The following is a 12,815-nucleotide window of genomic DNA, read 5'->3' on the forward strand; positions in this document are numbered from 1 at the left end:
CCTCACCCACGCATGCCAAACTTTCCCGCCAGCCGCCTCGCCAACATTTCCCCTTTTCATGTCATGGAGCTGATGTCGCGTGCCAAGGCGCTCGAGGCCGAGGGGCACGACGTGATTCACATGGAAATCGGCGAACCCGACTTTCCAACGCCCGCACCCATCGTGGCCGCAGCACAGGCAGCTCTGGAAAGCGGCCACGTGTTCTATACGCACGCGCTCGGCCTGCCCGACCTGCGTCAGGCCATCTCCGATTTCTATCGAACGCGTTACGGAATCACCGTTCCCGCCGCACGCATCGCGGTCACCGCAGGTGCCTCCGGAGCGTTGCTGCTGGCCCTTGCCTGCCTGGCCGAACGTGACAGTGAATGGCTGCTCGGTGACCCGGGCTACCCGTGCAACCGGCACTTCGTGCGCAGCTTCGAAGGAGTTCCGGTCGGCCTTGCCGTCGGGCCGCGCGGCAATTTCCAGCCGACCGTGGATGATCTCGCCGCGCGCTGGAATGAGCGCACCGCCGGTGTTCTGCTCGCCTCGCCGGCAAATCCCACCGGCACCATGCTGGACGACTCGCAACTGGCAGCAATGGTGGAATTTATCCGCAAACGTCAGGGGCAACTGATCGTCGATGAGATCTATCACGGCCTCACCTACGAACGGGATGCGCAAAGCGCCCTGCAGTTCGGCGACGACATTTTCGTCGTGCAGAGCTTCTCCAAGTATTTCAACATGACTGGCTGGCGGCTCGGCTGGCTGGTCTTTCCCGAGCGCTTCGCCCGGGACATCGAAAAGCTCGCACAGAACCTTTTCATCTGCCCTTCGACGCCGGCGCAATGCGCAGCACTTGCCGCGTTCATACCGGCGACCATCGACATCCTCGAAACACGTCGCAGCGAATTCCGGCGCCGCCGCGACTTCCTCGCGCCGGCGCTCGAGAGACTCGGCTTCCGCCTCTCCGCCAAGCCCGAAGGCGCTTTCTACATTTACGCGGATTGCAGCGAACTGACCGCAGACAGCGAGCGCTTTGCCCACGAATTGCTCCAGTCGGTTGGCGTCGCCGTCACTCCGGGCCTGGACTTCGGCACGAATTCGCCGCAAAAGCACCTGCGCTTTGCCTACACCACGAGCCTTGACCGCCTGAACGACGCGGTCGGTCGAATCCGCCATTTTCTCGACTGAATACTTCCCTGGAGATCTCGGCGTTCGCAACATACGCCACGAGCCGAGGATTGAAACGTCTCCCGCTTTCCATTCCGGGATTGAACGACGAGCAATGACGGTTGGCGAAGGTGATTTGCCCACCGATCACGCATGGCGGGACACGACGCCCGGCAGCTGACCGAATCGCGCGAGCCGCCGCCATTCGAAGCGCGGACCGGGGTCTGTCTTCCGCCCGGGTGCAATGTCGCTATGCCCGGTCACCGCGGCAATCGGGTAGTGCGCACAGAGCAATCCAAGCAGCCGTTCGAGACAATCGTATTGCGCCAGGGCAAAGGGCAACTCGTCGCAGCCCTCGAGCTCAATGCCGAGCGAAAAATCGTTGCAGCGCGACCGCCCCTGCCAGGTCGAGACGCCGGCGTGCCAGGCGCGTTCGCGGCATGAGACGAACTGAATCAATTCCCCGCTTCGCCGAATGAGAAAATGCGCCGATACGCGCAGTCCGGCGATCTGGGCGAAATACGGATGCGCGGTCGCTTCGAGTCGATTGGTGAACAGTTCAATGATGCCGTCACCGCCGAACTGCCCCGGTGGCAGGCTGATCGCGTGGACGACGATCAGCGAGACGATTTCGCCCAGCGGACGGTCATCACAATTCGGCGATGCAATCCGTCTCACCCCGGTCAGCCAGCCATCCGAACCGACTGCGGCAATGGCAGCGTCGTGCGGGGCCTTCATTCCTCGATGCCAAGCCGCTCGATCCGGTAACGTAGCGAACGGAAGCTTACTCCGAGCAGCCTGGCCGCTGCCGTCCTGTTGAAGGAGGTCTTGTTGAGTGCGTCCAGGATCGTTTGCTTCTCGATACGGTTCAGGTAGTCATCGAGAGTCTCGCCGTCCCTGCCGACGCTATCGTTGGCCACCATCGGCGGTGCCAGTTGCAGGTCTTCCGCCAGCACCGCATCGTTGCTGCACAGCGCGGTCGCGCGTTCCAGGATATTCTCGAGCTCCCGCACGTTGCCGGGAAAGCTGTAGGCCTTGAGCGCTGCCATTGCCTGCGGATCGAGACGCGGCGGCTGCGTGCCACAGAGTCGTACCAGAATCGCCTGCACCAGAGCCTCGACATCCTCGTCGCGTTCGCGCAGCGGCGGCATCCTGAGTTCGATCACGTTTACCCGGTAATAGAGATCCTGGCGAAAGTTCCCAGCGTCGACACGATCCCTGAGCGAGCGGTGAGTTGCCGAGATGATGCGGACGTCGATTGCTTCTTCGACCGTGCTGCCAACCCGGCGAACCTTCTTTTCCTGAATCGCGCGCAACAGCTTCACCTGCATCGGCAACGGCAGGTCGGCGATCTCGTCGAGAAACAGGGTCCCCCCCTGGGCGGCCTGAAAGAACCCTGCACGATCGTTCTCGGCCCCCGTGAAAGCCCCTTTCCGATAGCCGAAGAACTCGCTCTCCATCAGGCTTTCCGGAATCGCTCCGCAGTTCACGGGAACGAAGGGGGCAGCGCGGCGCGTGCTCTGGTCGTGGATCAGGCGCGCGGCCAGTTCCTTGCCGGTACCCGATTCACCCGAGATATAGACCGGCGCTTGGCTGCGCGCAAGCTTGTCGATGGTGACACGGACCTGTTCGATCGCTGGCGAGTGCCCGATCAACTGCGTAACGGAGCCCACCGATTCGTCTTCGCCCCCCCCCGCCCGGCGACGCGGCAGATTCAGTGCCGACTTGATCAGGCTGCGCAATTGCTCCAGCGCCACGGGCTTGGCCAAGTAATCGAAGGCGCCGGCCTTCAGCGCAGCAACCGCATTCTGCGTACTGCCGAAAGCCGTGATCACCGCCACCGGCGTTTCTCCATAGCGCTCGACGATCAGGCGGACGACCTCCAGGCCCTCGCCGTCCGGCAAACGCATGTCGGTCAGGCATAGTTGATAGCGTCGCTGATCCAGCAGCCGCCGTGCCTCGAACAGGTTTGCCGCGAGGTCCGCCGAGACTCCCATGCGCGCCAGTGTCAGATCGAGAAGTTCCCGAATATCCGCCTCGTCGTCGACCACCAGCACACGCGCCAGTTCTCCGCGCGGACGCTTCTCCGCCTTGCCAGTCAGCACCCGACGGCCCCCCCCAAGAGACAGAAATCGGCACCGGGCCCCGACCGCTGCAGGTCCAGTCGAGCTCCGTTTGCGTCGCACAGCTCGCGCGCAATGTACAGACCCAGGCCGGTACCCTGGTGATGCGTGGTGAAAAAAGGTTCGAAGATCTGCTCCCGGCAAGCCTCGTCGACGCCCTCGCCATCGTCGATCACGTGCACTTCGACCCGCCCTTCTGATCGGGCATCACGAACGAGAACACGAACGCTGCCAGCCACCCGCCGGGAATGGCGAAGCGCGTTGGCCAGCAGGTTCCACAGCACTTGATGCAAATGCGAGCGATCGAAACAGAGGGTGGCCACTCCCGAACATTCGAGATGGATCGTGTCTGCCGGAAGCTGCTGCTTGCCCAGATACTCCTCGATCAGCGCAGGCAGAATCTCGCGCAGGTCGAGCAATTCCCGACAACTGCGATCGCGGCGGCCGAGTTCCAGTACGTCCTTGACGATGCGTTCGAGTCGCTGCGCATTGTCCAGTACAATGCGCAACAGACGTTCATGCAACTGCCCGCGCCGCTCCTCGCGAAGCAATTCACTGGCATGACTGATCGCCGACAGCGGATTGCGAATTTCGTGCGCTATGTTGGCGGTGAGCCGGCCCAGTGCCGCCAGTTTGATTTGCTGCGCCTGTTCCTGCAGGCGCCCCATGTCCTCGATGAACACCAGGACGTCGTTTTCCGTACTGGCGGTACGAACAAAGCGCGCTCGCAACTGCAGGCCGGTTACGGGTACCTTGACCAGTGCCGCTTCCTCGCGGGAGTCCCGACACCAGTCGCGGAATCCCTGCACGAGTTCGGGCGAACATTCACTCACTTCCCTGATGCCATTCAATCCCAACAGTTGCCGGGCGCGTGGATTGCTTTGTCTGGCTCGGCCATCGCGGCCAAGAACGAGCACTCCATCCTGCATCTCCTCCAGCACGCGCTGGCTGATCACCGTCTGATTCTTCAGGTCAACGCCCCTTTGCTTGGCCAGCGCCTCGTTGGCAATCACTCGCCGCGCCAGCAAGCGCGCCAGGATTGCGACCGCGAAGAAGCCGGCGCTGAAGACTCCCGCATGGAAGAATCCGGCGGCATCGAAGTCGTTCTGCACTGCCCGGTAACTCTGCTCCAGCAAGACCGCAAGCGTCGCCATCGCCGCGTAGAACAGTACCAGGCGCCCCTCGCCGACCAGCCCGGCACCGGCCAAGGTCACCAGGAGCATGGACCCGAGACCACTGCCCAGGCCACCGCCGACATGAATGAGCATCGTCATCACCACCACGTCGACCATGACGCTGGCCGTCAGCTGCATGCTGGCATGTTGACGATGACGATACGCCACGGCAGCGGCCACTGCCGTGCCGAGAAGGTATGCACCGGCGACCAGCAATTGCTGCAATCCCTGTTGCGGACCAAATACGGGAAAAGCGGACGGATGGAGCAGCGCCGAAAAGAACAGCAGCGTGGCAACCGCCAGGCGGTAAAGATTGAAGTAGCGCAGCGACTTCCAGTGCGTCTCGGAGAAGCGCTCGTCACGAACCTCCGCGATGCTCGAATTGACCACTCAAGCACCGTTGGAGCGGGAGTCGTGCAAATGCGCAGCGCAGCAATAATAGCGACCGTCTACCAGGATACTCTCGCTGACCGGCTGATTGACACCACAGTAGGAACACTGGACCATCCGCTCGGCATCGCGTCGGCCGGCAGGAGGCGGCAAGGGGCCGCGCGCCGCCACCACTTTGCGCCAGACCCACCCAAAGAACCATGCCAGCCCGATGAGCAGCAGAAATTTCGTCATTGCCCGTGTAGTCGTGCGGAGCGCGCAAGCATAGCAGAAGCCCAGGCGAGCAGAGAATACGACCAAGCGCGATCTCGGAGCGACGGCAAATGGGGGGGACGCCAGAGCCGATGCAGCACCTGCAGGCGCCGCCGGTCGCGGAGGATCGGTGCGTAACGCGAAGCTGTAACGGTTGGTCGGGGCGAGAGGATTCGAACCTCCGACTCCTGCGTCCCGAACGCAGTACTCTACCAGGCTGAGCTACGCCCCGACCGAAGCAGCGCCAGCGCTAATGACTTCTGGCGACCGCAAAGGAGCACAATTCTAACAAGGAATCCTTGTATTGAGAAGTGGGCAAGGCTTCCAGCGCGATCGCCGCACGCTCCGCCTCTCCGGCAGCTTTCCGCTTGGCATAGTCGAGAGCCCCGGTCGCACGAATCGCCGCCAGGACCTTCGGCAAGTCATCGCGGCCACCGTTTTCGATCGCCCGGCGTACGCAGGCGGCCTGTTCCGGAGTGCCGTTCTGCAGCACGAATATCAACGGCAGCGTGGGTTTGCCTTCCGCGAGATCGTCACCGAGATGCTTGCCAGTCTCGAGCTCGGCGCCCGAATAGTCGAGTACGTCGTCAATCAGCTGAAACGCGGTCCCCAGGCGCATGCCGTAAGTGGACATCGCCCGTTCGACGACCGGCGATGCGCCGCCGACGATTGCGCCCAGTTGCGCCGCCGCCTCGAACAGCTTTGCCGTCTTGTAGCGGATGACCTGCAGGTAGCCCTCCTCGTCGACCCTGACGTCATGGCAGTTCATCAATTGCAGCACTTCCCCCTCGGCGATCACGTTGGTTGCATCCGACAACACCCGCATGATGCGCATGTCGTTGACCGCAACCATCATCTGAAAGGCCCGCGAGTAGAGAAAGTCACCGACCAGAACGCTGGCCGCGTTGCCGAACATTGCGTTGGCAGTTTCGCGGCCGCGTCGCAGATCGGAAGCGTCGACCACGTCGTCGTGCAGCAGGGTGGCAGTGTGGATGAATTCGATCACCGCTGCCAGCTCGTGATGATGCCTGCCCCGATAGCTGAGAGCTCCCGCGGCAAGCAGGACCAGAGCCGGACGCAACCTCTTGCCACCACTCTGTATGATGTACTCCGCGACCTGCCGGACCAGTACGACGTCGGAGTGCAGTCGATCACGAATCACCGCGTCAACTGCGTCCATGTCGGACCCGATCAGGTTGTAGAACTGCTCCATTCTCACGACGCGGCACCCTGGCACAAAACCTTGTGATGTTAGGCGCCGGCCTGTTCGGCGTCAAGCTGCGGCGACGCTGCGCTGGCCGCCGTTTCCGGCAGGATGGCTTCGCGTTCAAGCAGAAGCCGCTTGCGGTCGACTCCCCAGCGGTAACCGGCCAGGCTGCCATCCTGGCGAACGACGCGATGACAGGGAATGGCCACGGCCAACAGGTTGGCAGCACAGGCGCCGGCAACGGCACGTACCGCTTTCGGCGACCCCATGCGCTGCGCGATCTCCGTGTAGCTCGCCGTCCGTCCCGCCGGGATCTCCTGCAGCGCTTGCCATACCCTTTGCTGGAATGCCGTGCCACGGATGTCCAGAGGCAGATCGAGACCCAGTCCGGGTCTTTCGAGGAGGCCTACGACGCTCGCCACCCGTTGTGCGAAGGCGGCATCGTCGCCGCTCAGCTCCGCAGCCGGAAAGCGATCCTGAAGAACATGGGCAAGCGATTCCGGGTCGTCACCGAGCAGGATCGCACAGATCCCGTGCTCACTCTGCGCGACCAGAATCGATCCCAGCGAACAATCGCCGATGGCAAAACGGATTCGATGGTTGCTGCCTCCGGTACGATAGGCAGATGGTGTCATCCCCAGCAGCTGACGGGACTCCTCGTAAAAGCGCCCGCTCGAATTGTAGCCGGCCCGGTAGATCGCGTCGGTGACACTCACGCCGTGCTGCAATTCGTAACGCACTCTTCGAGCGCGCTGCGCCGCGGCGTATGCCCGGGGAGTGAGACCTGTCTGTGCCTTGAAGAGCCGGTGCAGATGGTAGCTGCTGACACCGGAGCGGGCCGCCAGTTCGGCAAGGGTCGGGGTTCGCTCGGCTGCTTCGATGAAGCGACAAAGCGCAGCAATCGTCGCCGCCTGTTGCGCGGCCAACGATTGCCGATCCGGCTGGCATCGCCTGCAGGGGCGAAAACCCGCCTGTTCGGCATCGGCCGGGGTGGTATGAAAGCGCACATTCTCCGGACTGGCAAGGCGGGCGCTACATCCTGGCCGACAATACACACCGGTACTCGCCACCGAATAGACGAACTGTCCATCGGCCGCCGAATCGCGGGCCACGACTGCGGCCCAACGCGGATCGGCGAGGGTTGCTGCCGCCCGTTGCTGGTATGCCATGATTGATCCTCCGCGTCGCCCAACATCAAACGGGGACACTGTAGCCAACTCGTCACGTCCGCGCACTCCGACTCTTGCTTTCAAATTCGTCGAGCGGGGTTGCGCAAGAACCGCGGCTGTCCACTGGCGGCGTTGCCGGTTGCCCACCGGCAAGTTCTGGCCCGCGGGATCACCCCAGCTTGCCAAGCAGTTCGGATTTCTTGGCATCGAACTCGGCCTGCGAGAGGATGCCTTTGGCCACCAAGCCGTGCAGCTTTTCGAGCGCTGCGACGATCTCATCGACAGCCCCGGATGAAATTGCCGCCGGCGGCGTCTGCGCCAGCGCGGCGCTCATCGTCTGGCCGATGCCCAGTCCGGCGCCGAGGCCGGCACCGATTCCCGCGACGCCGCCTTCGTTCTGCGCCGCCAGCGGAATGCTGTTGGCGACCTGATAGCGAGTGTAGCGTCCGAGGTCGTCGACCATGTTCATGCCGATGCGGCTGTCGAGGATCTTCTGCAGTTCCTCGGGTAGCGAAACGCTCTGCACAGCGAAGCTGTCGAGCGTCAGACCGTAGCGCTCGAAAACCGGATCGAGCCTGCCCTTGAGGATCCGGCTCAGCTCGTCCTGGTTGGCTGCCATGTCGAGGAACGGCACACCCGATTCGCCGAACAGGTCACTCATCGAAGCGATCACCAGACTGCGCAACTGGCCATCGAGCTCGTCCACGGTGTACCGCTGGCGGGTTCCGGAAATTTCCCGGTGGAAGCGGCGCACATCGCGCAACCCGTAGGCGTAGATGCCAAAGGCGCGCAGGCGCACCATGCCGAAATCCCGGTCGCGAACGGTGATCGGATTCGGTGTTCCCCACCTGCGATCGAGTTGCAGGCGCGTCGAAAAGAAATAGACGTCTGACTTGAAGGGTGACTCGAACTGCTTGTCCCAGTTCTTGAGACTGGTCAGCAGCGGCAGCGTCCTGGTCGTCAGCGTGTAGCGACCGGGGCCGAAAACGTCGGCGATCAGTCCCTCATCGACGAAAACCGCTGCTTGCGATTCGCGTACCGTCAGTTGCGCACCGTACTGAATCTCGCAATCCTGCATCGGATGACGGACGGCGAGCACGCCTTCGGCGTCCTCGGTCCAGTGAATGACGTCGACGAATTGTTTTCTGATGAAATCGATCAGCGCCAAGACGATCTCCTGCCAACATGCATTGCATTGAGTAGCCGCGGCCGCGTCACAGCGAGTCGGCGTAACGCACCAGCCCCTCGAGGATCAGATTGTCTGCCACCACGAAGGGGACCTGCAAGAGTCCTGCGATGGGCGACACAGCTCCACCGGTCAGCAGGCAGCGCGCACCTGGCTCGCCGGCGATCGCCGAAAACATCCGCTCGACGGCGCCCAACTGCGCCTGCAGGCAACCGCTGACGATGGCGTCCATGGTGTTGCGCGGCTCGGCGCGAAAGATGCCATCTGCAAGAGGCAGTTGCGCCGTGTTGCTCGCCAGTGCGGCGCGCATCAGATCGAAACCCGGAATGATCAGCCCGCCGCGAAACAAACCGGTGGCATCGAGCAGATCGACCGTGGTCGCGGTTCCGGCGCTGACCACCAGGCAGGCGCAGTCGCAGCGCGCACGCGCGCCGATCAGCGCCGCCCAGCGATCGGCGCCGAGTTGCCGGGGATGCTCGTACGCGTTGCGCACGCCACACACCCCGGCGCTGGCATGCAGGAACGACACCCCGACACGCCGCTCGGCGAGCTGTGCCGCGATGCTCTCGCCCACCTCGGTGCCGGCGACGTTGCAGACGACCACGCGGGCGTCGGCCGGCCACTCGTCGGCAGCCTCGCTCAAGAAGGCAATGTCGGCCGTCGCCAGGACGCCGTTGTCCAGCCACTTGCTCCCGTCGTGGACGCCCCACTTGATGCGGCTGTTGCCCGCGTCGATGACGATGTTCATGCGACGCGCAACGACAGGTCGCCGGACAGACAGCGCTCAATGCCGGTCGGCGTACGCAGCAACAGCGCGCCGTCGGCGTCGGCCCCCAGACAGATCCCCACGCGATCGACCAGTTCCCCGTCGAGCAGTCGCACCGGACGATCCTGCCAGACGTGGTGTGCCTGCCATTCGCTGCGCAGCGCGCCGAAGCCGCCCAGCGAAAAGCGATCGAGAACGGTCGCCAGGTCGACCAGTAGCTGCGCCAGCAAGTGATGGCGATCGGGTAACGGCGCCAGAACCTGCGCCAACGCCGCGGGGCGATGCAGGAACTCCCCTTCGCCCGCGGGAGGCAAGTGCAGATTGAGGCCAATGCCGATCACCGCCGACGGGCTGCCGTGATCGGACTCGAGTTCGATCAGAATGCCACCGAGCTTGCCGTCATCGAGCAGAATGTCGTTGGGCCACTTCAGGCCGACGCCAAGGACGCCGACAGTGCGGAGTGCGCGCACCACGGCGACGCCGACCGCCAGCGACAGCCCGGACAGCCGCGCCATGCCCGCACCAGCGAAGCGCCAGAGCAGCGAGAAAGTCAGCCCCGCTTCCGGCGACGACGACCAGCTTCGGCCGCAGCGGCCGCGGCCGGCCGTCTGCCGGTCGGCAACCAGCAAGCTACCCGACGGGGCACCCTGCCGGCTGCGTTCGAGCAACGAAGTACTGGTCGAACGGCATTCGTGCAGAGCTTCGACCGTGAAGCGGTCGCGTACCGTGCCGAGCAGGGAAGCGAGGCGTGCGGGATCGATCTGGCAAGGGATGCGGGACTGGTCCATGGCTTCGTCATCACGAACAACGCCGCCATTATCGCCGATTATCGTGACAACGACGCTTCCCGGTCTTCGCTCGCACCCATGCCGTCGAGCCCCAGTTCCTGAATCTTGCGCGTGATCGTATTGCGCCCGATGCCTAGGGCCTGCGCTGCCTCGATCCGGCGTCCGCCGGTCTGGGCAAGGGCACGGTTGATCAGAACCCGTTCGAAAGCGTGCGTCAGTTTCTCGTGAACCTGGCCCGGCTCGCTGGCCAGGCGCCGATCGACTTCGTGGGCCAATGCACTTTCCCAATCATTGGCGGGTGTCGCCGGCAGTGCTTCGCGCAGTTCCGGCGGCAGATCGGCCAGTTCGACCAATTGCCCGGGCGCCATCACGGTCAGCCAGTGACAAAGATTTTCGAGCTGCCGCACGTTGCCGGAAAAATCCAGCGAGCACAGATGTTTCAACGCGGCGTCGGAAAAGCGCTTACCCTCCACCCCGAGTTCCTGGGCGCTCTTCAGCAAGAAATGGCGAGCGAGGATCGGAATGTCTTCACGCCGCTCGCGCAGACTGGGCAGACGAACGCGGATCACGTTCAGGCGGTGAAACAGGTCTTCACGAAACAAGCCCTGGCGGACGCGGGCTTCGAGGTCCTGATGCGTCGCTGCGATGATGCGAACTTTCGTTTTCAATGGCGAATGGCCGCCGACCCGATAGTAGTGACCGTCTGACAGGACCCGCAACAGCCGCGTTTGCAGTTCAGCGGGCATGTCACCGATTTCGTCGAGAAACAGCGTGCCACCCTCTGCCTGTTCGAAGCGGCCCTGTCGCTGCGTCGCGGCCCCGGTAAAGGCGCCGCGTTCGTGACCGAACAATTCCGATTCGAGCAGGTCGCGGGGAATTGCCGCCGTATTGATCGCGATGAACGGCTTGTCGGCGCGTGGACTGTGGCGATGCACGGCACGCGCCACCAGTTCTTTCCCCGACCCCGATTCGCCCGTGATCAGAACGGTCGCGCTCGATTGGCTCAGCCGGCCAATGGCCCGAAAGACTTCCTGCATCGCGGGCGCCTGACCGAGAATTTCGGGGGTCAGCCCTTCGTCGTTCGGCGCACCAGTCTGGTGCATGCTCTCACCGATCGCGCGCCGAATCAGTTCCAAGGCCTGGTCGACGTCGAAGGGTTTCGGCAGGTATTCGAACGCTCCGCCCTGAAATGCCGACACCGCGCTCTCGAGATCGGAGTACGCGGTCATGATGATCACTGGCAGCGCCGGGAAGCGCTCCTTGAACAACTGCAGCAATTCGAGCCCGGATTGTCCCGGCATGCGGATGTCGGAAACCAGCACCTGCGGCACTTCGCTGCCAGTGTCGAGCTGCGCGAGCGCTTCGGTCGCCGAGGCAAAACTCCGGAATGGGATCTTTTCGCGGGCAAGCGTCTTTTCCAGAACCCAACGGATAGATTTGTCGTCGTCAACGATCCAGACCGGTTTCATCGATTCCCCAGGCAGCTCGACAAGCGTCATCGACTAGTAGCAAGAAGCCTGCCAGTCACTCACGCCAGCGGCAGACGAACCACGAAGCAGGTACGGCCCGGGCGACTCTCGCAATCGATCGTCCCCTGATGCTGTTGCACGAAGCTCTGCGCCAGCGTCAGCCCGAGACCGCTGCCGCCTTGTCGGCCGGAAACCAGCGGATAGAACATCCGTTCGCGGATGTCGTCGGGAATTCCCGGGCCATCGTCGATCACCTGCACCTCCAGCGCCAGACGGTAGCGCCGTTTGAACAGGGTCGCCTGGCGAGTGACGCGGGTACGCAGCGTGATCTGCCCCTGAGCACCGCCGTCGGGACGCCGGCCGATCGCTTGTGCAGCATTCCTGGCAATGTTCAGGAAGACCTGAATCAGTTGCTCCCGGTCACCCACCAGTTCCGGCAGGCTGGTATCGTAGTCGCGACAGACGCGCAGGGTGGTCGGAAATTCGGCAGTAAGCAGGCTGCGCACCCGCTCCAGAATCTCGTGAATGTTCACCGGTCCCGGCTGCATCGGTCGGTGCGGAGACAACAAACGCCGCATCAGATCCTGCAGCCGGTCCGTCTCCTTGATGATTACCTGGGTATATTCGCGCAAACCGGGATTGTTGAGCTCGCGTTCCAGCAGTTGCGCCGCACCGCGAATTCCACCGAGCGGATTCTTGATTTCGTGCACCAAGTTGCGGATCAGCTCGCGATTGGCCTGTTGTTGCTCGACCAGACGCTCTTCCCGGGTTGCCCTGAGCTGTTGATCGATCGGCCACAGCTCGACCAGCAGACCTGCTTCAGGCGCATCGACCGGGTTGACCGTACAGTTCAACTGCAGCAGCTCGCCACCGACCAGGCGCAGGCCGATGTTCTGACCAGTGTAGCCCCAACCGTGCTGGAGAACGTTGTTGAGCGCCGTCAGCAGCGTCGGTGGACACTCCATGACACCTTCCAGCGGGCAACCGGCAAAGATCTTGTTGCTGATCGCCAGGAGATTCTCGGCAGCCGGATTCAGGTAGCGAATGGCCAGACGAGCGTCGAGCACCACTACGGCCGACGAAAGCAGGTCGAGCCCCGCGAACTGATTCTGCGAATTCTCAGCCATACCAACAAGAT

At 63.1% G+C, this 12,815-nt stretch carries 12 protein-coding genes and 1 tRNA gene; 1 reads left to right on the forward strand and 12 read right to left on the reverse strand.

All coding sequences use genetic code 11. From position 1 onward, the window contains the following. The first annotated feature begins 12 nt into the window (after nt 1–12). Nucleotides 13–1,173, forward strand: a complete 1,161-nt coding sequence (locus tag NFV80_RS07930; protein WP_295327323.1) for a pyridoxal phosphate-dependent aminotransferase — start codon at nt 13–15, stop codon at nt 1,171–1,173. Between the two features lie 126 nt (nt 1,174–1,299). On the opposite strand, the gene ampD is transcribed toward NFV80_RS07930, so the two are convergent. The 12 genes from ampD to glnL all read right to left on the reverse strand — a co-directional run bounded on the left by ampD (nt 1,300) and on the right by glnL (nt 12,804). After that, nucleotides 1,300–1,890, reverse strand: coding sequence for a 1,6-anhydro-N-acetylmuramyl-L-alanine amidase AmpD (gene ampD, locus NFV80_RS07935; RefSeq protein ID WP_295327321.1), 591 nt, complete (start codon nt 1,888–1,890; stop codon nt 1,300–1,302). Then, nucleotides 1,887–3,257, reverse strand: a complete 1,371-nt coding sequence (locus NFV80_RS07940) for a sigma-54 dependent transcriptional regulator (protein ID WP_295327319.1) — start codon at nt 3,255–3,257, stop codon at nt 1,887–1,889. The genes ampD and NFV80_RS07940 overlap by 4 nt, the downstream gene beginning before the upstream one ends. Continuing rightward, entirely contained in the window at nt 3,251–4,840 is a 1,590-nt protein-coding gene (locus tag NFV80_RS07945) for an ATP-binding protein (RefSeq protein ID WP_295327317.1), read from the reverse strand. Before NFV80_RS07945 ends, NFV80_RS07940 begins: the two co-directional genes overlap by 7 nt. Then, nucleotides 4,841–5,074 (reverse strand): PP0621 family protein, encoded by a 234-nt coding sequence (locus NFV80_RS07950; protein WP_295327315.1) that lies wholly within the window; start codon nt 5,072–5,074, stop codon nt 4,841–4,843. A gap of 173 nt (nt 5,075–5,247) precedes the next feature. Continuing rightward, a tRNA-Pro gene (locus tag NFV80_RS07955) sits at nt 5,248–5,324 on the reverse strand. A gap of 18 nt (nt 5,325–5,342) precedes the next feature. Continuing rightward, complete coding sequence (gene ispB, locus NFV80_RS07960; protein ID WP_295327313.1) at nt 5,343–6,311, reverse strand: octaprenyl diphosphate synthase; 969 nt, start codon at nt 6,309–6,311, stop codon at nt 5,343–5,345. A 32-nt stretch (nt 6,312–6,343) separates the two neighbouring features. Next, nucleotides 6,344–7,468, reverse strand: coding sequence for a bifunctional DNA-binding transcriptional regulator/O6-methylguanine-DNA methyltransferase Ada (ada, locus tag NFV80_RS07965; protein ID WP_295327311.1), 1,125 nt, complete (start codon nt 7,466–7,468; stop codon nt 6,344–6,346). 169 nt (nt 7,469–7,637) lie between these two features. Continuing rightward, entirely contained in the window at nt 7,638–8,636 is a 999-nt protein-coding gene (locus NFV80_RS07970; RefSeq protein ID WP_295327310.1) for an SPFH domain-containing protein, read from the reverse strand. A 46-nt stretch (nt 8,637–8,682) separates the two neighbouring features. Then, a complete protein-coding gene (locus NFV80_RS07975; protein WP_295327308.1) occupies nt 8,683–9,402 on the reverse strand; it encodes a type III pantothenate kinase in 720 nt (239 codons plus the stop codon). Then, the gene (locus NFV80_RS07980) at nt 9,399–10,208 is read right to left on the reverse strand and encodes a biotin--[acetyl-CoA-carboxylase] ligase (RefSeq protein ID WP_295327306.1); all 810 of its coding nucleotides are present in this window, start codon (nt 10,206–10,208) and stop codon (nt 9,399–9,401) included. The genes NFV80_RS07975 and NFV80_RS07980 overlap by 4 nt, the downstream gene beginning before the upstream one ends. 38 nt (nt 10,209–10,246) lie before the next feature. Next, nucleotides 10,247–11,677 carry a nitrogen regulation protein NR(I) gene (gene ntrC / locus NFV80_RS07985; protein ID WP_295327304.1) on the reverse strand — a complete coding sequence of 477 codons (1,431 nt, stop codon included), beginning with the start codon at nt 11,675–11,677 and terminating at the stop codon, nt 10,247–10,249. Between the two features lie 59 nt (nt 11,678–11,736). Further along, the gene (gene glnL, locus NFV80_RS07990; RefSeq protein WP_295327302.1) at nt 11,737–12,804 is read right to left on the reverse strand and encodes a nitrogen regulation protein NR(II); all 1,068 of its coding nucleotides are present in this window, start codon (nt 12,802–12,804) and stop codon (nt 11,737–11,739) included. Between the last annotated feature and the right edge of the window lie 11 nt (nt 12,805–12,815).

Source organism: Accumulibacter sp. (assembly GCF_023806565.1).
Taxonomy (GTDB): domain Bacteria; phylum Pseudomonadota; class Gammaproteobacteria; order Burkholderiales; family Rhodocyclaceae; genus Accumulibacter.